The organism is Actinomyces sp. HPA0247, assembly GCA_000411415.1.
Lineage (GTDB): Bacteria > Actinomycetota > Actinomycetes > Actinomycetales > Actinomycetaceae > Pauljensenia.
Window position 1 is genome coordinate 431,419 of the sequence record KE150450.1, and the last position, 20,316, is coordinate 451,734.

Consider the following 20,316-nt stretch of genomic DNA (forward strand, 5'->3'; position numbering starts at 1 on the left):
AGCGAAGCTCGCGGCACGGACGGCTCGCGGGCGGGCCGCCGCCCACGGGCACAACCAGCAGCCCGGCACCGCACCAACGCGCCCGAACATACAAAAAACCGACATCCGGATCGGATGTCGGTCTGTGGTGGAGCTAGGGGGATTCGAACCCCCGACCTTCTCATTGCGAACGAGACGCGCTACCAACTGCGCCATAGCCCCAAGGACTCACACAGCTTAGCACCATGCCTATCAGCCTTGCAAGCCGACCACCGTCGCGTCCGACATGACACGGAGATGGAACGGACAAGGGAGCCGCGCAGGCAGCGCGACGTTAACGAGTGCGCCGCCGCGAACACTCCACGAGGGAAGACACCACCAGCGCTCTAAACGCGCACATCCGAGCCAACCGTTCCCACAGTCCACATATGCGACCGCGCCGCGAGCCCGAGGGCCCGCGGCGCGGCATCAGCAGCTGAGAGGTCTCCTATTGGGCGCGACGCGCGTCCAGGACGGCATCCAGGTCGAGGGCGACGGCCTGGTCGGCGACAACTTCAGCGGTGGAGCGGGCCCCCACCTGGGCGGTCTGGGCGATCGGGCGAGCCGGAACGGCCGCGCCGATGCGCGGGATGCCGCGCAGGTCGGTGTCGGCGTGGACGATGCGGCCGCGAACACGCTCGCGCGACGCGTAGGTCGGGGCGGGGACGGGGACGACGGTCCAGGCGCGTGCGGGAGTGTCGGCGACCTCGACGATCTCGGGGACGTCGACGTTGAAGACGAGCGAGGGAACGGATCCGGTCTGAGGCGCGACATCTGAAGCTGCAGTGTCCTCCGCGGCTTCCTCGGATGAAGAAGAGGCGCCCTCGGCGGAGGCGGGGGCGGGAGCCGCAGCGGTGGGCCGACCGGCACCGCGCACGTCGCCGCGCAGCTTGGTAAGGAGCTCGAGCTCGCGCTCGGAGGCCTGCTGGGAGCGGACGGCCGCAACGCGGGAGGCCGCGAGGGAAGCCACGAGGGCTGCGGCGGGGATCGCGATCCACGCCCACGCGATGGAGGTCGCACCGATGACGATGCCGAGAGCAACGGTCGCAAGAGCGCAGATACCGGTGATCACCATGCGGCGGCGGCCGGCTGCGCTTTCGGCGGCGAGGCGGGCGGCACGACGGGCGCGCAGCTTCGCAATGTCGCGGACCGCCTTGTTGTTGCGTCGGTCGATAACGGGGCGGCTACGTCCCGTGGTGCCCTGGTGCATGCTGCCTCCGCTCGTCAATGCTCCGCGTGCCAGGATGGTTCCGCTGGCGTGGTCGCATGTGTCTAATTCTGTCTTATTCGTGTGGATGATGCGCAGTTTCGGCGAAAAACGGTCGATTTCACGAGACTGGACGATCGCTCGTCGGCGCGCGACGAGTGACGGTACGGTCGCAAAAAGCGCGACGAATACCGCGACGATGACGAGTCCACCGATCTCCACCCCCTCAACGTACGGGCGTTTAGGGTGTCGGGCTTTGCGCGTTGGGCGCGTGTCGGGCTCTCAAACCTTTCGGTAAAAAGAGAAGATTCCCCAGGTGTCACACGTGTAACATCTGCCCCAATCGCACCGCGTTGACCGGGCCAACCGGCACCCGACAGCCACCTACGCAGAACGCGGACAGAGAACGACGGTCAGTCGATCGCGGGGCGACCCCAGCGGCGCTGCACAAGGCCGCCCTCCGGCAGGGACTCGGAATCGATGAAAAACGCGATGTGATCCGCCCACTGTCCACCAATGTGCATGAAGCGCGGACGCAGCCCTTCCTCCACGAGGCCGAGGCCTCGGCACACTCCCAGGGAGCGCTCATTCTCCGGACGCACACACACCTCAACGCGATGGAGGCCCAGCTCACCGACGACGAGGTCGAGGACGAGAGCGGCGACGAGGGAACCCAGGCCTCGTCCGGCCCACTCCGAGACGATCCAGTAGCCGAGCATGCCCGAGGACATCGCACCCCAGTGGACGTTCGAGATAGAGAACTGACCCACGTAGCGGCCATCGACCTGCACGCCAAAGATCAGCGCATTGCCGACCCGCTGATCACGGTCCGCGCGGCGCACGTACTGGGAGAACGTCGGAATATGCTCGAGGGATTCCGGGGGCAGCGTCGCCTCCCAGGGGCGCAGCCAGTGCCCGTCGGCACGACGCACGGCGTCCAGCGCACGATGCTCCTCGCCGTGAACGGGACGCACGACGAGCTCACGCGGATTCTCGCTTCCCTCCGGTCCGGGACGCAGGAAACCTCGACCCACCGGATCGGCCACGCGCAGCGTGACCATCTCGATATCGCGCCCCCACACACACGTGCGCCGGCGGAAGAAACACCTCATTCGAGGACCAGGCACTGGAGGCTATCTCCTGCACGCACGGTGGTCACGTCCTCGGGAACAACCGCGAGGGCGTTCGAGTCCGCGAGCGCGGACAGCAGCAACGAGGCCGGGGTGCCCATGACGGCAGCGTTGTAGCCGGAGCGGGGGGAGCCGGTCAGGCGCACGCGTACAAACTCGCGGCGGCCTCGCGGCGAGTACCAGGAGCGGTCGATGGCGGCGCGCACCACGGGGCGGTTGACGGCGGTCCAGCCCTGCATGTGGCGCAGCGCGGGGCGCACGAAGACCTCGAAGCACACCTGGGCGGAGACGGGGTCGCCGGGCAGGCAGACGATGGGGGTGCCGGGCTCGCCGTCCTCGGCGCCGACGGTGCCCACGCCCATGATGTGACCGGGCCATGCGGCGACGTTGTCGAAGCGAACCGTGCCGAGCGCACCGAGGACCTCACGGACAGTGTCGCCGCTGCCGTAGGAGATGCCGCCGGTGGTCAGGATCAGGTCGGCGCGCACCAGCTGGTCCTCGATGGTCTCGCGCAGGCGAGCGCGCTCATCCGGGACGGCAGCGACACGGAAGGTCTGTGCGCCGGCGTCAGCAACGGCGGTCGACAGGGCGTGACCGTTCGCGTCGAAGACGGTGCCGGGGCGGGCCTCGCCGCCGGGCTCGACGATCTCGTCGCCGATTGAGATGATGACGACGCGCGGGCGGGGGTGGACCAGGACGCGGTCGCGGCCCACGCCGGCGAGGAGGGCCATCTGGCGGGCACCGATACGAGTGCCCGCACGCAGGACCGTGTCACCCTGCGCGACGTCCTCCGCGCGGCGGCGGATGTTTTCGCCGCTGGCGGGGGCCGTGCGCAAGGCGACCTGGGCAATGCCGTGATCCGTGAACTCGAGGGAGACCACGGCCTCGGCACCCGAAGGCATGGGCGCGCCGGACGCGATGCGGATCGCGGTGCCGGGCACGAGGGCCGCCGGGTCGACGGCACCGGCGCGGATCTCCTCGGTGACGGGAAGCGTCACCGGCGACTCCAGGGTGGCTCCCTCACAGTCACGGATACGAACGGCGTATCCGTCACACGCCGACAGGTCGGCGACCGGGAGGTTGAAGGGGGCCTGCACGTCCTCTGCGAGCACGCAGCTGACCGCGTCAGCGAGCTGAACGTCGAGCGGCGGCAGCGCGTGGGCAACGGCCATGCAGTCCTGGTAGAAGTCGGCAACGCTTCGCATAGTTCTTAGTCCTCGAGCTTGGAGCGCAGGAACTCCTTGAGTTCCGCTCCAAGCGCCGGGTCCTCAAGGGCGAGCGTGACGTTAGCTTCGAGGTAGCCGAGTTTGTCCCCGGTGTCGAAGCGTCGCTCGTCGATGACTACACCGTACAACCCTCCACCCTCTTCTTCGGGGAGGTCGATCATGCGCGCGTACCCATCTGTGAGCTGATACTCACCGCCGGCGCCCGGTTCGATGTTCTCGAGGGCCGTGAACACAGCCGGGTCGAGCAGGTAGCGGCCGACGACCGCGTACTCGGACTTGACCTCCTCGAGCGGGGGCTTTTCGGTGACATCGGTGATGCGCATGAGCTGGCCCTCTTCGAGGTCAACACCCTCGGGGATCGGCAGGACCTCGACGGCGGTCGACGCGTAGGCGGTGGCCTGCTCGGGCGTGACCTTCAGCAGGGCGACGACGGTGCCGCCCAGGGCTCCTCGCACCTGGATCATCTTGCGCAGCAGCTGCGAGCCGGGTTCCATGAGGTCGTCGGGCAGCAGCACAGCGCAGGGGGCGTCGCCCACGTGCGACTTGGCCTGAAGGATCGCGTGGCCGAGGCCGAGGGGGTGTCCCTGGCGCACGGAATGGACACGCGCGTACTTCTTGTACTCGTTGACGTATTCGAGGGCCTTCTCCTTGCCGGCCTTCTCCAGGTCGGCCTCGAGGCCAGGTTCAGCGTCGAAGTAGTCTTCGATCGACTGCTTGCCGGCGCGGGTCACGAAGAGGATGTCTTCGATGCCCGCATCCGTGGCCTCGCGCACGATGTACTCGATCGAGGGACGGTCGACGACGGGCAACATTTCCTTGGGCACGGACTTCGTGATGGGCAGGAAGCGGGTTCCGCGACCGGCCGAGGGGACGACGGCGTGCACTACTGGCTGGTTTTTATCTGACATACTTCACAGCGTAGCGAAGAAACGGGACGAAAGGGAGACGATGGCCACAAAAACAACTCTCCGCGCGGAGGTACGTAGCCGCCGCCGCGCTCGGAGCGCCCAGGCTCCTATGCCCGGATCCCTCACAGGTTCCGCCGCCAGAACTGCGTCCACCGCATCCAAGTCCTCGTTTTCCCCGGAGCCCGTCCCCTCCCCCATTCCCGTGCGCAACCGTACCGAAGCGGAAGGAATCGCTCGCCAGGTTCGCGCCCTGGCCTCGTCAATCGGAGGAGTCACGCTGCCCGCGCTGTTCGTCCCCACCCCCCTCGAGCCGGACCTGTCCCTGACGCTCGGGGCCTTCGATCACGCGCTCCTGCCCGTCCTCATCGACGAGGCCGGCGCCCCCTACCGCTCCCCCCGCTGGGGCCTGTGGGAGGCGGGGCAGGCGTTGGTGACGCCGTCACGGCCTCCCGCCCAGCCGTGCGGTGAGGCAATGGGGGCGGAGTCGCTCGCAGAGGCGGATTTGATCATCATTCCAGCGTTGGCTGCATCCGCGGACGGAGCACGCCTCGGGCAGGGTGGGGGCTGGTACGACCGAGCCCTCTTACACCGCTCACCCGGTGTCGCGGTCGTTTCGGTGGTTTTCGACGACGAGGTGCTGGAATCCGGAGTAATTCCCACGGAGGCGCACGACGTGCCCATCGATGCGATCATCACGCCGACACGCACGATCGCAGCAAACGCCCGATAGGCGTTTTTCCAGTGTTTTTCCTGTTAACAGCAACGCCAACGGCCGTTTGTCACGCACCTCTCACGGCTGAGTTTTCGGCAGAAAATCGCAGTTCGCTGACCGAATTACAAAAAGTGCGACGAACATTACCCTCTAAGCACTGTCCATAAGACGAAAGTCCCCACTAGTGTTTTCCACGGTAAACGTGCGCCAAACACGCGCTCGCCCCGGCGGCAACAGACCGCCACGCCGAGATACATCGGCGATTCAGACTTGTCGGCCCCGCCGACCCCCTTCACTACAGGAGAACCCATGCTCAAGGGATTCAAGGAATTCATCTCTCGCGGCAACGTCGTCGAGCTCGCCGTCGGTGTCATCATCGGTGCTGCCTTCAAGAACATCGTCGACGCGCTGGTCGACGGCATCATCAACCCGCTGATCGCGGCCGTCATCGGCAAGCCCGATTTCTCGGACGCCTTCATCCTGACCCTGAACGGTACCGACATGAAGTTCGGCCTGCTGATCACCGCCGTCATCAACTTCATCCTCATGGCGTTCGCGATCTACTTCTGCATCGTGGTGCCCATGAACGCCCTCAACGCCCGCCGCAAGAAGGCTGAGGACGAGGCTCCCGAGCCCGAGGCCTCCGACGAGGTCAAGCTCCTCACGGAGATCCGCGACGCGCTCGCCCAGGGCACGCCGCGCCACTGAGCATCTGATCCTTCTTTCTGAGGGACGGCGGGGCCGATGCGCATCGGCCCCGCCTTTTTGTATCCCCGCGACACTGCGCAACGGCGCGCCCCTGATTTCGCATGCAATTCGGAGACCCGAACTTTCACCCACCCCGACAAACGTTGAAATTGCAACGCCTATATTTCAAAGCATGAAAAGTTGACAGGGAAATTGCATGCGACATTACCGGGAAATCACGCATCGGATCGACGCCGAGTGCGGCTCGCGGCACGGACCCTACGCCCGCGCTTGGGAGTGGGGCGGCACGTTCTCGAGAAGCCGCGCATCGTTGGCCCCGTCCCCACGGTCGGGGGCGTCGGCCATCGATCCGGGCCGCGTGTCTTCGGGGCGCACGCGATCCTCCCAGGAGGGCGGCAGCCCCTCCTCGATGAGGCGGCGGTCCACATCGGACACGTAGCGGGCGACGCGGCGGCGCTTGCGCGGCGTCGGCTCACTCATCGGAGGATTCCTCCGGCTGCGCATCCTCGGAGGCCGAGGCCTCGCCGGTCTCCTGCGCGCTCACCGCGGGCTTCGTGCGGCGCACGACGTTGCCGAGGACCGCGTCGGACTGGAAACCACGGCGCGTGATGCCCAGGGCTTCGCGCAGCTCTTCGGCGGTTTCCAGGTCGGTGCGCTCCACCCCGTCGGAACGTACCCAGGCGGCCATCTCGTCGAGCTGATCGTCGGAATAGGCGGCCAGCGGGAGGCCCTTGGCGATCGCAGGGCGAGGCCCGCGATTCTCCTCGGAGGCGCGCTCCTTGCGCTTGATGGCCAGCAGCATGCCGGTGGTGTCCTCGTCAGCCTTCTTGCGGCGCTTGGATTCCTCGTCGAGGCCGTCGTCCAGCATCGGCATGCGCGGGGCTGCGGGCTCCTCGGCGCCGCCCTCCGAACCCTCCGAATCCTCCGAACCCGACGTCGGCTCACCAGAGGACGTCTCTTCCACGCGTTCTTCCGCAGCCTCGTCATCGACGACGCGCTCCGGGACGGCGACGACGGGCTCATCCTGGGTGGCGTGCAGCTTCTCGAGGGCGTCGAGGACGCTATCCACGATCGCGGAGGCTTCCTTCTCGGGGTCGATGAACAGCGCCATCGACAGGGCGGTGTAGACGGCCCAGCCCTGGGCTTCGAGCCAGCGGGGACGGGCGCGGTCGCGCACGCGCTGGCTGGGCTCGGCCAGGTATTCCTCGTCGTCGGTGAGGACGGCGAGCAGCAGGCGTCCCGGGGAGTCCGGGTGCCCGATGGCCAGGGGGATGCGCATGCCGCCGGGGATACCGACGTTGGCGACGACTTCGAGGCCACGCGAGTACAGGTGCTCGGCGAGGTCGACGAGCAGACGGTCCGGCTCGCCGGCCAGGACCGGCCACGCGTCCATGCCTTCTCCGGCGTGCCCCTCTGCGATTTCGATGAGGTCCACGAGCATCCGCGCGCCCGCGTGTCCCAGGCGATCGCGGTCGATCTCCTCGCTGTGAAGCGAGCAGACGAGGGTGAGGTCGCCGCGCACGGCGCGCAGAATCTCGGCCAGGGTGTCTGCGCCGCTCTCGGCAGACAGGACACCGAAGTCGTGGATGACGCGCCCGTGCGGCGTCTTCGCAAATCCCACGGACACGATGAGCGATTCGCGGGTGAGGCCCACGGCCTGCGAGGGGCCGAGAACGACGAAGGGTTCGGGCGTCGCCGGGTCAAAGAACGAGGCAAGGCCTGGCTCCTCGGCGCGCACCGTCTCCAGGGCGGCGCGGATGCGCCCGGCGTGGCGGTCGGATAGGGCGACGACGGCGAGGGAGCGTTCGGGCGATTCCACCGCGTGTTCGATGACGGCGTCGACGACGGCACGCACCTCGGCGGCCGTTGATTCGATGGCGTGCGCGCCGGGGGCGGGCATACCCGTCGCCTCGACCCAGCGGGCGCTCACGGGCGCGTTCGAGGCCGTCCACGGCACGGGAATGCCGGCGTGCTCATAGCCGTAGCGGGCCAGCAGCAGGGCGACCTGGTCGTTGAGGCGGCGCGGTCCGGGTTCGACGTGCAGGACCGGGAGGACGCCAGCGAGTTCGCGGGTCGCGCCACCCTCCGAGGCCGCTGCCAGATCGTCAATGACGACCAGCTGGTGGCCGCGGGCAATAATCGACGCAAGCTCGGCCAGGGGCAGTCCGTCCGCACCGTCGAGCACGACGATATCGACGGTGCGTCCCGTGGGAGCCAGGGTGGGCACCATCGAGGGAACCGTCATCAACACGGGTAGCAGGTGTCGCACGAGAGGGTAGGTGACCAGCAGATCCAGGTCGCTGGGCACTTTACCGTCGGCAAGGAGTTCACGCAGCTCCTCGTACTGGCTCGGACGCGCCGCGAGGGCGTTCGTGCGGATCCTTCGCACGCCCGTGATGGCCTGCGGGATGAGCGAGGCCACCTGCTCTTCGTCCAGTTCACGCCCCTCGCGGGCCAGGTCCTCAAGCGCGCCGGGATCGACGCCGCCGAGCGCGGGCTGTGCGGCGAGCATGGCGCGCAGCAACGAGGCCCACCACGCGAGGTCGAGCTCGGTGTCGATGGCGCTGTCCTCGACGTGGCGGTCGGCGAGGTCCTGGGCCAGCTTGTCGAGGCCTCGGGCGGCGAGGCGCTCACGCATCGCGAGGCGGGCCGGGACCTCGCGCGCCGCCGAGGTGTCGCCCGCCCACCGCTCGATGAGGGTCGTCAGGCGCTGGAGGTGGGTGCCCACCAGGTCGGGTTCTTCGGCGACGAACACGGGGGCGATCGCGTCAAGGTCGTCGCGCACAGCATCGGTGAGGGCCGAGATCTCGCCGATCTTCGCGGGAAGGATCGGCCAGGAATCCTCGCCGCACACCGCACACCATGCGTCGCGGCGCTCCTGGACGCGGATGAGAGCGCGGTGCAGGTCGGGCACGTGCACGCCGGGGCGCACGAGGTCCTGGGCCTGCTTGACGAGGCGGTTGCGTTCCGAGCGGCTCATCGAAATGTCGTGGTCTTTGCGCCACTGCTTGGGGGCGGTCGCGATGACCATGTCGGCCGCACTGCGTTCGAACACGCGGGGCTGGAACACATCGAGGACGTCCGCGATGCCATCGAACATGGCGAGCTGGCGGTCCCACTGAGCCAGGGTGCCGGCGGGCTTGATGCCGGCCTCGCCCGCGACCGATGCGATGTGGACGCGCAGTTCGGGGAGCGTCTTGGAGAGGCGGTCAACGCGCAGCAGCACGTCGGACGCCTGCTCGTCAGAGGTGAGGACCGCGTTACCCCACGCGGAGGATGAGCCCCCCGAGAGAGTGCCTGATGCGAGGGCTTCGCGCAGGAGTGCGCGGGCGCTCTCACCCTGATCGACGGCGATCTCGTAGAGGGTTTCCTCAGAGAGGCGCACGCGCGTGGTGGGCGCGTTCTCGCCGCTCGTCAGGTCGGTGAGGGCGCGCAGCGCATCGGCGGCGCAGACGCCAAAGCGGCCGTAGGGCTCGTGGAGGGCAATCGCGTAGGACGACAGGGCCCCGCGAACCTGACGCAGGCGTGCGCGCATGGCGTCGACGCTCTCCTGGTCAACGACCGGAGCGGTGTCCTCCATGGCGCTCGACACGCGGGCCGCGAGGGTGCGGCGTGCGTCCGAGTAGCCGTCGATGTTCGCGACGATGTCGGCCAACCCGAGGTCGGACAGTCGCGTATATGCGGCGATCGAGCGTGAGGGCGAGGTCGACACGTGCAGGACGGAGCGACCGGTTGCCGCGGCGTCGGCGAGGATCGCTGCCACGACCGAGGCGTCGTCACTGTGGGCAGGAATATCAACGAAGACACTGTGCCCCTCGGAGGCTGCCTCGACGGCGTCCTGCTGGACGGGGATGAGGTCACCGACGCCTTTTTCTGCCCACGGGTCACGGTCTGCCGGGTTCGGTTCGTGCGCCTGCGCGATCAGGTCGTTGCGAGCGTCCTGGTCGCCTGCGAGCGCACGGATCACCTGGGAGTCTTCGAGGGCCGTGACGTCTTCGGCCAGGCTGGCAGCGAGGGCGGTGGCGGGGTGGCAGAAGAGGCCGATGACGAGCTCATCGCGGATATCGAAGCGCGGCAGCGCGGAGCACAGCTCGCGTAGGACGTTCATCGCCTGTGAGGAGGAGAAACCGTGGGTTCCGCTGGCTGTGGCCAGCACGGTCTCGCCGTCTGCGTCGACTCCGTGGGCGCGCAGTGCGTCTGAGAGTTCGGGGGCGAGGATCGCGCCTCGTCCCAGGGCGATGAGGACGTCGTCGTCGCGTCGCACGAGGCGCACCGGGCGCAGCAGGGCGGGGACGGTGATGGTGTCCATGCCACTGCCCCACGTGGCGGTGCCGATCCCCAGGTGGATGGGGCCGGTGCCGTGTACGGACGCACGCTGCTCGGAGCGGGCGATGAGTGCTCGCGCCCGATCGAGGGCACGACCGAGGGCGATGGGTTCGCGGATGAGCAGGCTCAGGCGGACGGGGTGTTCCGTGTACAGCTGGGCGAGGCCTCCGGGGTGTGCGCCGGACAGGGACAGCGTCGGCAGCGATGCGCTGTCGGCGGCAATGTCACGGTCGAGGCGCGAGCGCCACGCCTCGCGCGCAGTGCCGACGAGGGTGGTCGGGTGCGTCGAGGTGGACGAGGCTGAGGTGGCCTCGGGCTCGGGGGCGGAACGTCGCGAAAAGATACTAGGAACCACGTTTTAACCCTACGGCAGCACCGCCCTCTTATGTGACGCGGCGCGCCCGGAGGAGGTCGACAACGGAAATGGTCACAACGGCGCCGACGATGAGGATCATCCCGACGATGTCGACGCCGGTGTAGGAGGTACCCATGACGAGAGCGGACAGGGCGGCCGCGGCGATGGGTTCGAGGCTTCCGATGAGGGAGGCTTTGACGGGGCCGATGCGGTCGACGCCCCACAGGTAGGCGGTGAAAGCGACGGTGGTGCCGAGGACGACGGTGATGACCATGGCGAGGATGACGTCGGGCGTCCACGTGATCGCGAAGCGCCACACGCGTCCGACGAGGCCAACGCCGAGCCCGGCGATCAACAGGGCGTATCCGACGACGACGTCGGCGCCGTAGGCCGCGATGAGTCGCGCCGGAAGCAGCGTGTAGGTCGCCAGCGTGAGTGCAGCGACGGCGCCCCACGCGAGGGCGGACGGCGTGATAACGAGGGAGTCCAGCGACCCGTGTGTGCACAGCAGGAAGGTGCCGCTCACCGCGAGGACGATGGCGATGGTTTCGCAGGCTCTGGGCCACCGCCGGTGCGTCAGGCACACCCACACGACGATGAGGATGAGTCCCAGGTATTCCAGGATGGTGCCCGTCCCCGCGTTCGAGGCGCGGATGACCCCCATGTAGGTGATTTGGCAGGCCGCCAGGCCGAAAACCGCGTAGATCGCCAGGTCTCGCCAGTTGCGCGGCGCACACACCAGATCGCGATGTTGGGCCGAGACCCCGCGCGAACGGAGGAGAACGCACGCGAGGGTGAGAAGGCCACCGATGGACATGCGCACGAAGCTGATGAGAGTGAGCTCGATACCGTGGCGGCTCATGAGGTACTCGGCAGAGACACCGGAGGCACCCCAGCACAGTGCGGCGACGACGGTGACCGCATACCCCATTGGATGACGCATACCGTTCCCTTATGTGTGCCCCCGAGACGATTCGAACGTCCGACACCCGCTTTAGGAGAGCGGTGCTCTATCCCCTGAGCTACGAGGGCGTGACAAGTTGTCCGCGCCCACTGTAGCAAAGTGCGCGCGGCGTTGCCCCCTCACCGGCTGCGGACGCCGGGTCAGTGGGCCGTCACTCGCTCATAAAACGGACGAGGCCGGGGTACCCACGCTTCGGTCCCCGGCCTCGTGCCGACGTGGAGTTAGCGACGCTCCCACTCAGTGTGCACCGCGGTTGTCCCCTCTCCCAGGTGGGCGGAGGGAACGATCATGACCGGGCAGGTCGAGTGGCCAAGCACCGTCTGGGAGGTCGAGCCGAGGAGTACCCCCGCCAGGCCTCCGCGCCCGCGTGTGCCGACGACGACGAGGTCGACGGCGGTCGAGAACTCGATGAGCAGGGACGCCGCGGAGCCGTCGAGGGCGTGGCGTGCGACGTGCACGTCCTTGCCGTCGAGAGCAGCCGTGATGGCCGCATCCATGCCCTCGCGTACCTGCGCGAGGAGGGCGGAGTGGTCGACGCCGGTGGGCGTCCACGTCATGACGGAGGGGCCGACCGCGATCGGGACGGCGGACACGGCTGTCACGCGCGCATCCCACAGGCTCGCCTCACCGATCGCGCGCTTGAGGGCGCACGACGGCTGCTCGGTGCCGTCCACGCCGACGACGATGCGCTCGACGGGCGTGAAGTTCTTGCCCGAGGTGTGACGCGGGACGACGACAACGGGACACTTGGAGTGCGCGGGGAGGGCCGAGGAGACGGTACCGAGCAGGCGATCAGCGAATCCACCGCCGCCGCGGGAACCGACGACGATCATGTCGACCTCGGCGGAGAAGTCGATGAGCACGCCCGCCGGGTCTCCCGGTTCGGTCGAGCCGGACACATGCGTGGCGCCGCGCTCGCGCGCCACGGCCTTCGCTTCCTCGACGACCTGCTCAGCCCCGGCTTTCAGGGCCTCATCGTCGAGCACGGCGTAACCGCCATCCAGGGCGGCGGCTGAGTAGGAGGCCAGCGCGTATGTGCACAGGCAATGGATGCGCGCTCCGGTGCGCGCGCCGCGATCAGCGGCCCAGGTGACGGCGGCAAGGCTCTCCGTCGAGCCATCGACACCGACCAGAATGACTTCGGTAGAACTCATGGTGTCCTCCTCGTGGTGGCAGTCACTTATATTGTGCCGCATTTTGACAGCCAGCGAAAGCCCAACCTGCCCAGACGCACTGATCCCCACAGCCCGTGCGGGCTGCGGGGATCGTCAGCTGTCTATCGCAGGCTCAGTAGCGCACGTAGGTGGCGCCAGCGCGAACCGGCGAGATCTGGGAGAGGCGACCGGGCACCGTGGCCTCGACCATCTGGCCACCGCCGATGTAGATGGCGACGTGGCCGGGGTAGGACACGATGTCGCCGGGCTGCGGGTCAGACACGATCGTGCCACCAGCGGCCTGGGCGGACGAGGAGTGCGGCAGGTTGATGCCGGCAGCCGCGTACGCGTACTTGACCAGGCCGGAGCAGTCGAGGCCCGCGAGGGACTCGCCACCGTAGACGTAGGGGATGCCGGTCAGGCCCAGAGCGACGGACACGATGTCCGAACCCGAGGCGTTCACGGCGGCCTGACGAGCGGAGATATCGCCCGAGGTGGCGTCGGCACGCGACTCCGAGCGGGAAGCAGCGGAATCGGACTGTTCGGCGGCCGGGGTGGCGGCAGCCGGTGCCGGTGCGGGAGCCTCGGCGGTAGCGGACGCGGTCGCGTCCTCTTCGGCGGTCCACGCGATGTCCGGAACCTCAACCGTGGTCACATCATCAACGGCGACGGTCGTGGTGTTCAGGTCCGCGCTCTGCGGCTCAGACTGAGGGGTCGCCGGGGCGGCGTTCGCAACGCCGGCGGCGATCGCGGTCAGCGCAACACCGGCTGCCGATGCGAAGGCGATCGGACGAGCTGCGGCGGAGGCGTTGAGGCCCTCGACCATGGTGTCGGTCAGCGGGCGACGTGCCAGGCGGTGACGCGGAGCAGCCTTAGAAGTCTTCACTCATGTTCTCCCTGTTTCCCTGCGAGGTTAGCTGTCGGGTTCGGACGGGAAGTCCGGCTCGGCTGGCGAGCTTCACCCCAAGGCTCCGAGGAGCCGCGGTTGGGTTCCCCGCGTGAGACGAAATTTCCGCTCTATCCGTCGTCTCACTTCGGGTGCCGGATAGGCGGGTGGTCTGATGACCGGTATTCACTATACCCTGACCACCCGGCCAATGTCACGTTCTGGTAACAGTGACTATCCTCATCGTTACCATTCCGTGACATTTGCTTCCCGCGATCTCTGGAAAAACCCCGCCCCCTCGCACATTTCGCGATTCGAGACACACCCCGTAGACGACAAAAGCCGGGGCTTATCGCCCCGGCCTCGTCGTTTCTCAGCGCTCACTCACCCCGGACGAAGAGATGAGCCGCCAACGCCATCGGCATCGTCAGGTACCCGCGCACGTTCCCGGCCTCGTCGAGGGCTGCGACGCGCACGACGTCGCCGTGCGCCGACAGCTCCACGCGAGCGCCAGGACGCAGGCCCAGCTCATCAAAGGACGCCAGCAGCTCCGCGTCCGCCTGGATCGGCTCGCCAATACGCGCCAGCGTGAGGACGCCAGCTTCGAGCGAACGCACCGCGAGCTCAGCAGAATAAGCGCCCTCCAGCTGCTCACAGCCGGGCATGGGATTGCCGTAGGGATCCACGCACGTGTTACTCAGCAGCTCCTGCAGACGCGCCTCGACGGCATCACTCATCACATGCTCCCAGCGGCACGCCTCGTCGTGAACCTGAGCCCACTCCATGCCGATCACGTCGAGGAGGAGGCGCTCGGCCAGGCGATGCTTGCGCAGCACCTCGGTCGCATGCGCGCGACCAGCCTCGGTCAGTTCGAGGCGGCGATCCCCCATCACATGCAGCAGCCCGTCACGCTCCATGCGCGCGACCGTCTGCGAGACCGTCGGACCGGAGTGCCCCAGGCGGTCGACAATGCGCGCACGCAGGGGGGTGACCCCGTCCTCCTCAAGTTCGAGGATGGTCTTGAGGTACATCTCGGTGGTGTCGATCAGGTCTGCCATGGTGCCCTCCTTCATCAGGCATGTCATAAACACAGAATAGGGTCACCTTCCTTTGCGCACGTGGAACGACGCGTTGATGCGGAAAAACAGGCGTGTCGACGTGTGCACGCTCACGATAATTCGATTAATGAACGTGATGGAAATACACCGTATGAGGGGACTAGGCTGTCGTCATGGTGGTTTTTCCCGACATCCCCCAGGCTCTCCTCCCCTCCGATGGACGCTTCGGCTGCGGCCCCTCCAAGGTGCGTGGCGCACAAATTGAAGCGCTCTCCTCACCGCTCCTCATGGGAACCTCCCACCGCGCCATGCCCGTGCGCGACGTGGTCGCCTCGCTGAAGGACGGCCTGCGCACCCTCCTGGCGGTTCCCGACGACTACGAGGTGGTCCTGGGCAACGGCGGCGCCTCCGCATTCTGGGACATGGCTTGCGCCTGCCTCATCTCCTCGCGCGCGGCGTTCGGTTCCTGGGGCGCGTTCGGCGCGAAATTCGCCACCGAAGCCACCCGCGCGCCACACCTGAGCAATCCCCTCATTGACGAGGCCCCCTACGGCTCGCTCGTCACCGTGACCCCGCGCGATGGCATCGACGCCTACGCCTATCCCCACAACGAGACCTCCACCGGCGTCGCCTCCCCCGTCTACCGCGTCGAGGCCCCGGGAGCGCTCACCCTCGTGGATGGCACGTCGATCGCCGGCGCCGCCGCCGTTGACCTGACGCAGGTGGACGCCTACTACTTCTCCCTCCAGAAGGCCCTCGGCTCCGACGGCGGCCTGTGGGTCGCCATCCTCTCCCCCGCCGCCATCGAACGGGCGCGTCGCATCGAAGAGGGCTCCGACGGGCGCTGGGTCCCCCAGTTCCTGTCGCTGACCGCAGCTGTCCAAAACTCGCGCAAAGACCAGACGCTCAACACCCCCGCACTCGCGACCATCATCATGGCGGAGCGCCAGGTGCGTTGGCTCCTGGAGCGCGGCGGCATGGGTGCTGCGAGCGCCCACTGCGCCCAGGCCTCGTCCCTTATCTACGAGTGGGCCCAGGCGAACCTGGCCGCACGTCCCTTCGTGGAGAACCCGGCGTGGCGCTCCCCCGTGACCGCCACGATCGAGATCGACGAGGCCGTCAGCGCGATCGAGCTGGCCGCCCACCTGCGCACGCGCGGCATCGTCGACATCGGCGCCTACCGCGGCGTCGGCGTCAACCAGCTGCGCATCGGCACGTGGCCGAGCGTGGAGGTCGAGGACGTGGAGGCGCTCCTGACCTGCATTGACTACTGCCTGGAGCGGGTGCTCTAAACTCCCCGGTGGCGCCCGTCAGAGGGCGTCGATCGAACGGCTTGGCGCGTCCACCGAGGAATCAGCCTCAATGCCCACCCACGGGAAGGACTGGCGGCGCACGACGCGCCCCTTCCAGTGGATCATCGCCCACACCCCGCAGATGAGCGCGATGCCCAGCGACGCGATGCCGCCCACCAGGATCGACCAGCGCGCCCCAAACATCGTCCCCACCCAGCCGACGAGCGGCGAGCCAATCGGCGTCGCACCCAGGAAAACGAGCGAATACAGGGCCATGACGCGGCCGCGCTTATCGGAATCGGTGCGCGTCTGCACGAGGGCGTTCGCACTCGTATTCATCGTCAGCATGCCAAAGCCCGTAGGAATCGACAGGAGGGCAAACCACCAGTACGAGGGCGACAGGCCCAGCAGAATCTCGGCGGTCCCGTAGAAGGCGGCACCCATGAGAATCGTGCGCAGGCGAGGAGCGCGGCGCGCAGCTCCCGTGGATCCGAGAATCGAGCCGAAGGCCATGAAGGTCGAGAGAATGCCGAAGGAACCCGCCGCCTTGCCGAACACCGTCGTGGCCATGAGAGCGCTCGTCATCTGGAAATTCATGCCAAGCGCACTCACAACGAAGATCAGCGCGAGAATAATGCGGATATCGGTGCGACTGTGCACGTAGATCACGGACTCACGCAGCTGGCCGCGGGCGCGCGGCACGAGCGTGCGCGGATACAGTCGGTCGCCGCGCATGAGGGCCAGCGCGATGACGGGGGCGGCAAACATTCCGGCATCGATGAGGAAGACGGGGCCCACCCCCCACCAGTCGATGAAGAAACCCGCCGACGCCGGGCCAATCAGGCGCGCAGTATGGAAAGCGGTCGCGTTGAGGGCGACAGCGTTCGCCATCTTGTCCTGAGGCACGAGCTCGCCCACGAAGGCCTGGCGCGCCGGGGTATCGACGGCGGAGATAGTCCCCGAAATGAAGGCCAGGATGTACTGGTGCCAGAGCTCGCCCGTCCCCGTCAGTACAACGACGCCGATGATGAGGGAGACGAGGCCGACCCCCGTCTGCGTGCACTGCAGGAGGCGGCGCCCGGGGATGCGATCCGCGAGGACCCCCGCCCACGCCGAAAACAGGATGATCGGCAGGAACTGCAGGGCGGTGACCACGCCGACCTGCGAGGCGTCGTGATCGGTGAGGACCGTCAGCACGTACCAATCCTGGGCGACGCGTTGAAGCCACGCGCCGGTCGAGGCAATCAGGGAGGCGACGAACCAATACCGATAGTTCACGTAGCGCATGGATGCGAATGTTGCCGACACGCCGATCCTCCCTTTTCACTGCAAGCGCCGAACGAGGCCGGGGCGCCCGGCGGCGCTCATCCTTCCTCGGCGTATCTTCCCAGGATACGACCGCCCCGCCGGAGGAAGGCTCCGGCGGGGCGGGAAGGGTGTGAAGGGTGACGAATCAGGCGACGCCGAGGAGACGCTGGATCGGGCCCATCAGGAAGTAGATGACGAACAGGCCGGCAACCACCCACATGAGCGGGTGGACCTTGCGGGCCTGGCCCTTGATGAGCTGGATGATCGCGTAGGTCACGAAGCCCACGCCGATGCCGACGGACACGGAGTAGCCGAACGGCATGAAGGCGATCGTCATGAAGGCGGGAATCGCGACCTCATCGGACTTCCAGTCGATACCCGTCACCTGGGTCATCATGAGGTAGCCGACGAACACGAGGGCCGTGGAGGCGGCCTCGGTCGGGACCAGCTCGACGAGGGGCGCCAGGAAAGTCGACAGCAGGAACAGGATGCCGGTGACCACGGAGGCCAGGCCGGTGCGAGCGCCCTCGGCGACACCCGAGGCGGACTCGACGTAGGAGGTGTTCGAGGAGACACCACCGACGCCACCGGCCACGGCAGCCAGCGAGTCGATGATCAGGATCTGACGGGTCCGGGGCGGGTTGCCGTCCTTGTCCAGCAGGTTACCCTCGGCGCCGACAGCCACCATGGTGCCCATCGTGTCGAAGAAGTCAGCCAGCATGAGGGAGAAGACCAGGAGGATGACGGAGACAATACCGAGCTTGCCGAAGCCGCCGAAGAGGTCCACCTTGCCGAGCGTGTCGAAGACGGGAACGGCGATCGGGGAACCCTTGAGTTCCGGAACAGTCTGGCCCCAACCGGTGGGGTTCGTGTCGGAAATACGCTCGAGGTGAGTGAACGCCTGGACGATAACCGCCAGGACCGTGGAGGCGATGATCGAGATCAGCACCGCGCCCTTCACGCCGCGCACGTACAGGATGAGCATGAGGAACAGGCCGAACACGAAGACGAGGGCCGGCCAGCCGTCAAGCGAACCCGAGATACCGAACTGGACGGGAGTTGCGCCCGTGCGCACGATGCCCGCATTCACGAGGCCGATGAGGGCGACGAAGAGACCCAGGCCAACGGTGATGGCGGTCTTGAGGGCCGCGGGAACCGCGCGGAAAACGGCCTCACGGAAGCCGGTGAGGACCAGCAGGAAGATGAGGATACCTTCCCAGGCGATGATACCCATGGCCTCGCCGTAGCTGAGGCCGGCACCAAGAACCAGGGTGAAGGCGACGACCGCGTTGAGGCCAAGGCCGGCGGCGAGCGCCAGGGGGTAGTTCGCGACGACACCCATGAGGATCGTCATGATGCCCGCAACGAGCGCGGTGCCAGCAGCGATGCCCTGGGTCGTAATGGAACCGTCCTTGGGAACTGCGTTGCCCAGGATCGCCGGGTTGACGACCAGGATGTACGCCATCGCGAAGAAGGTGACAAATCCACCGCGGATTTCGTGACTGATCGTCGAGCCGCGCTTGGAAATCTGGAAGAACGAATCAAGTGACTGTGCGAAGCCGCCGTGGGATGGGGCGGTCTTTTCTTGTGTGCTCACTGAACAATCGTGCCTGCTCGGGGGCGAGCACGCAAACAAACTCGCCATGTGCCCACTTGTTGAGAAAGCACCCGAGACGTAGTCTCGGGTGCTTTCTCTCAGTTCATCACGGAAGCGGACGTCAGTCAGCCTGTTCGGAAGCCGCCGACGCCCCGGCCTCGTCCGCCTTCAATTCTTCCGATGCGCGCGACATCGGCTCCGCGTCGAGCGCCCCCTCGTTAATGCGCGACGGGCGCACCGGCCACGCCGTACCGTTCTTGGGAACGTCGGTCTCCGAGTGGGAACCACACGTGTGGTCCAAGGACACGACGGCCCCGTCGTCGGTGGCCCACTCGTTCGCGCACACACCGAACATGGTGCGCATGTCGCCGCTCATCTTCATGAGGAAGCCGCACGAGGAGCAGGTGTTACGCGGGCGACGCCCCGACTTCGGCCCGCGCTCGGAATCGTACCAGCGCTTAGCCGCCTGATCGCGCCCCTCCTGCGACAGGACGCGGGGGCGCCCCAGCCCAAGTTCACGCACGATCGGCAGATCCGGGTCATCGCTCGTGTCCTCGAAGCCCTGCTCAAGGCGCTCATCGTCCGCCTTGTACGGCAAAACGTCGTCGCGCGAAATGTCCGAGGGACGCAGGCGGTCCTCCCACGGCACCCACTCGGGGGCGAGAAGGGCACCCTCGCGAGGAGTCATGTCGACCTCGCACACGGTGGCGACGCGTCCGCGCGGCACACGCGCAACGGTCACCGCCCAGCACCAACCCACGTAGCCAGCGTCAGTCGACGCGAAATAGTGGGTGCCCAGGCGTTCCGACACCATCTCGAAGCCAACGTGATCGCCGACGGGACGCGGGTGGGCCACGGCCTCGGCGCCAGCGCGCGCAACGTCGACGGCGCCCTCCAGGACGGCGTCCTTCTTCACTGCCCGAACACGGGCCACAGTTTTAGGCATCAAATTCCTCTGCGACGGCGCGCAGCACCTTCGCGATCTTGGTCGCGTTGTCCGGGTACGAGCCGCGACGCAGGGCGGCGCTCGACGAGTCGAGGAGCTTGATCAGATCCTCGACGACGGGCACCATCGCCTGCGGCTTGCGGCGCTTGGCTCGGGCAACGGAAGCTGTCTCCTTCAGGAAACGCACGCTCAGGGCCTGCGGTCCCTTGCGTCCATCGGCGACCGAATACTCCACGCGAGCACCCACTCGGGGGTTGGGATGGTCGGCCGGCAGCGCGGACGAGTGGAGGAAGACATCCGCCCCGTCGTCTCCTGCGATGAAACCGAAACCGCGATCCGCGTCGAAGAACCTCACTTTACCGGTGGGCATAGTCCCCTCCTTCTCTCAATAGTCTGTGAGCCCAATGGGGCTCCCCCTATCATAGGGCGCTCTCCCCGTGCGCGTGGGAGACGAGCCGACGCCTGTAGCGAACAGCACCGCGCGCCCCAGGATGAGCCAACTTTCACGTAGACTGACCCCA

17 protein-coding genes, 2 tRNA genes and 1 riboswitch are annotated in these 20,316 nt (G+C 67.3%); of the genes, 3 read left to right on the top strand and 16 right to left on the bottom strand.

The annotated features are described in order from the left end of the window. Window positions 1-125: 125 nt before the first annotated feature. The 5 genes from HMPREF1478_RS01795 to HMPREF1478_RS01815 form a co-directional block, all read right to left on the bottom strand. Window positions 126-201, bottom strand: a tRNA-Ala gene (locus HMPREF1478_RS01795). Window positions 202-466: 265 nt separating this feature from the next. Beyond that, a complete protein-coding gene (locus HMPREF1478_RS01800) occupies window positions 467-1,447 on the bottom strand; it encodes a hypothetical protein (protein WP_034474804.1) in 981 nt (326 codons plus the stop codon). 191 nt (window positions 1,448-1,638) lie between these two features. Then, window positions 1,639-2,337 (bottom strand): GNAT family N-acetyltransferase, encoded by a 699-nt coding sequence (locus HMPREF1478_RS01805; protein WP_034474806.1) that lies wholly within the window; start codon window positions 2,335-2,337, stop codon window positions 1,639-1,641. After that, window positions 2,334-3,560, bottom strand: coding sequence for a molybdopterin molybdotransferase MoeA (locus HMPREF1478_RS01810; RefSeq protein WP_016460370.1), 1,227 nt, complete (start codon window positions 3,558-3,560; stop codon window positions 2,334-2,336). Before HMPREF1478_RS01810 ends, HMPREF1478_RS01805 begins: the two co-directional genes overlap by 4 nt. Window positions 3,561-3,565: 5 nt before the next feature. Then, entirely contained in the window at window positions 3,566-4,489 is a 924-nt protein-coding gene (locus HMPREF1478_RS01815; protein ID WP_016460371.1) for a UTP--glucose-1-phosphate uridylyltransferase, read from the bottom strand. A gap of 109 nt (window positions 4,490-4,598) precedes the next feature. On the opposite strand from HMPREF1478_RS01815, the gene HMPREF1478_RS01820 reads away from it, so the two are divergent. Beyond that, on the top strand, window positions 4,599-5,219 hold the full coding sequence (locus HMPREF1478_RS01820) for a 5-formyltetrahydrofolate cyclo-ligase (protein WP_016460372.1): 621 nt from the start codon (window positions 4,599-4,601) through the stop codon (window positions 5,217-5,219). A gap of 291 nt (window positions 5,220-5,510) precedes the next feature. Then, a complete protein-coding gene (gene mscL, locus HMPREF1478_RS01825; protein WP_016460373.1) occupies window positions 5,511-5,909 on the top strand; it encodes a large conductance mechanosensitive channel protein MscL in 399 nt (132 codons plus the stop codon). 258 nt (window positions 5,910-6,167) lie between these two features. On the opposite strand, the gene HMPREF1478_RS01830 is transcribed toward mscL, so the two are convergent. The 7 genes from HMPREF1478_RS01830 to HMPREF1478_RS01860 all read right to left on the bottom strand — a co-directional run bounded on the left by HMPREF1478_RS01830 (window position 6,168) and on the right by HMPREF1478_RS01860 (window position 14,652). Beyond that, window positions 6,168-6,389: a hypothetical protein gene (locus tag HMPREF1478_RS01830; RefSeq protein ID WP_016460374.1), complete on the bottom strand. Its 222-nt coding sequence runs from the start codon at window positions 6,387-6,389 to the stop codon at window positions 6,168-6,170. Continuing rightward, window positions 6,382-10,590 carry a PDDEXK-like endonuclease domain-containing protein gene (locus tag HMPREF1478_RS01835; protein ID WP_016460375.1) on the bottom strand — a complete coding sequence of 1,403 codons (4,209 nt, stop codon included), beginning with the start codon at window positions 10,588-10,590 and terminating at the stop codon, window positions 6,382-6,384. Before HMPREF1478_RS01835 ends, HMPREF1478_RS01830 begins: the two co-directional genes overlap by 8 nt. A 28-nt stretch (window positions 10,591-10,618) precedes the next feature. Beyond that, complete coding sequence (locus HMPREF1478_RS01840; protein ID WP_016460376.1) at window positions 10,619-11,533, bottom strand: DMT family transporter; 915 nt, start codon at window positions 11,531-11,533, stop codon at window positions 10,619-10,621. Window positions 11,534-11,549: 16 nt separating this feature from the next. Beyond that, window positions 11,550-11,622, bottom strand: a tRNA-Arg gene (locus tag HMPREF1478_RS01845). Window positions 11,623-11,775: 153 nt separating this feature from the next. Next, window positions 11,776-12,708 (bottom strand): universal stress protein, encoded by a 933-nt coding sequence (locus HMPREF1478_RS01850; protein ID WP_016460377.1) that lies wholly within the window; start codon window positions 12,706-12,708, stop codon window positions 11,776-11,778. A 133-nt stretch (window positions 12,709-12,841) separates the two neighbouring features. After that, window positions 12,842-13,594, bottom strand: coding sequence for a C40 family peptidase (locus HMPREF1478_RS01855; protein WP_016460378.1), 753 nt, complete (start codon window positions 13,592-13,594; stop codon window positions 12,842-12,844). 2 nt (window positions 13,595-13,596) lie between these two features. Then, window positions 13,597-13,733, bottom strand: a riboswitch (cyclic di-AMP (ydaO/yuaA leader). Between the two features lie 241 nt (window positions 13,734-13,974). Then, window positions 13,975-14,652, bottom strand: coding sequence for a metal-dependent transcriptional regulator (locus HMPREF1478_RS01860; RefSeq protein WP_016460379.1), 678 nt, complete (start codon window positions 14,650-14,652; stop codon window positions 13,975-13,977). A gap of 173 nt (window positions 14,653-14,825) precedes the next feature. Here HMPREF1478_RS01860 and HMPREF1478_RS01865 point away from each other — a divergent pair, with 173 nt between their 5' ends. After that, complete coding sequence (locus HMPREF1478_RS01865) at window positions 14,826-15,944, top strand: phosphoserine transaminase (RefSeq protein WP_016460380.1); 1,119 nt, start codon at window positions 14,826-14,828, stop codon at window positions 15,942-15,944. A gap of 18 nt (window positions 15,945-15,962) precedes the next feature. Here HMPREF1478_RS01865 and HMPREF1478_RS01870 read toward each other — a convergent pair whose 3' ends face one another. The 4 genes from HMPREF1478_RS01870 to HMPREF1478_RS01885 form a co-directional block, all read right to left on the bottom strand. Further along, window positions 15,963-17,252: an MFS transporter gene (locus HMPREF1478_RS01870; RefSeq protein ID WP_016460381.1), complete on the bottom strand. Its 1,290-nt coding sequence runs from the start codon at window positions 17,250-17,252 to the stop codon at window positions 15,963-15,965. 145 nt (window positions 17,253-17,397) lie between these two features. Continuing rightward, window positions 17,398-18,849, bottom strand: a complete 1,452-nt coding sequence (locus tag HMPREF1478_RS01875) for an NCS2 family permease (RefSeq protein ID WP_016460382.1) — start codon at window positions 18,847-18,849, stop codon at window positions 17,398-17,400. Window positions 18,850-18,970: 121 nt separating this feature from the next. Further along, window positions 18,971-19,795: a DUF3027 domain-containing protein gene (locus HMPREF1478_RS01880; RefSeq protein ID WP_016460383.1), complete on the bottom strand. Its 825-nt coding sequence runs from the start codon at window positions 19,793-19,795 to the stop codon at window positions 18,971-18,973. Then, a complete protein-coding gene (locus HMPREF1478_RS01885) occupies window positions 19,788-20,165 on the bottom strand; it encodes a cold-shock protein (RefSeq protein WP_016460384.1) in 378 nt (125 codons plus the stop codon). Before HMPREF1478_RS01885 ends, HMPREF1478_RS01880 begins: the two co-directional genes overlap by 8 nt. Between the last annotated feature and the right edge of the window lie 151 nt (window positions 20,166-20,316).

Excerpts from the sequence above, each read along its gene's own strand:
- HMPREF1478_RS01805 (WP_034474806.1), bottom strand. The coding sequence starts at position 2,337 with ATGAGGTGTTTCTTCCGCCGGCGCACGTGTGTGTGGGGGCGCGATATC.
- HMPREF1478_RS01810 (WP_016460370.1), bottom strand. The coding sequence starts at position 3,560 with ATGCGAAGCGTTGCCGACTTCTACCAGGACTGCATGGCCGTTGCCCAC.
- HMPREF1478_RS01815 (WP_016460371.1), bottom strand. The coding sequence starts at position 4,489 with ATGTCAGATAAAAACCAGCCAGTAGTGCACGCCGTCGTCCCCTCGGCC.
- HMPREF1478_RS01820 (WP_016460372.1), top strand. The coding sequence starts at position 4,599 with ATGCCCGGATCCCTCACAGGTTCCGCCGCCAGAACTGCGTCCACCGCA.
- mscL (WP_016460373.1), top strand. The coding sequence starts at position 5,511 with ATGCTCAAGGGATTCAAGGAATTCATCTCTCGCGGCAACGTCGTCGAG.
- HMPREF1478_RS01830 (WP_016460374.1), bottom strand. The coding sequence starts at position 6,389 with ATGAGTGAGCCGACGCCGCGCAAGCGCCGCCGCGTCGCCCGCTACGTG.
- HMPREF1478_RS01840 (WP_016460376.1), bottom strand. The coding sequence starts at position 11,533 with ATGCGTCATCCAATGGGGTATGCGGTCACCGTCGTCGCCGCACTGTGC.
- HMPREF1478_RS01850 (WP_016460377.1), bottom strand. The coding sequence starts at position 12,708 with ATGAGTTCTACCGAAGTCATTCTGGTCGGTGTCGATGGCTCGACGGAG.
- HMPREF1478_RS01860 (WP_016460379.1), bottom strand. The coding sequence starts at position 14,652 with ATGGCAGACCTGATCGACACCACCGAGATGTACCTCAAGACCATCCTC.
- HMPREF1478_RS01865 (WP_016460380.1), top strand. The coding sequence starts at position 14,826 with ATGGTGGTTTTTCCCGACATCCCCCAGGCTCTCCTCCCCTCCGATGGA.
- HMPREF1478_RS01880 (WP_016460383.1), bottom strand. The coding sequence starts at position 19,795 with ATGCCTAAAACTGTGGCCCGTGTTCGGGCAGTGAAGAAGGACGCCGTC.
- HMPREF1478_RS01885 (WP_016460384.1), bottom strand. The coding sequence starts at position 20,165 with ATGCCCACCGGTAAAGTGAGGTTCTTCGACGCGGATCGCGGTTTCGGT.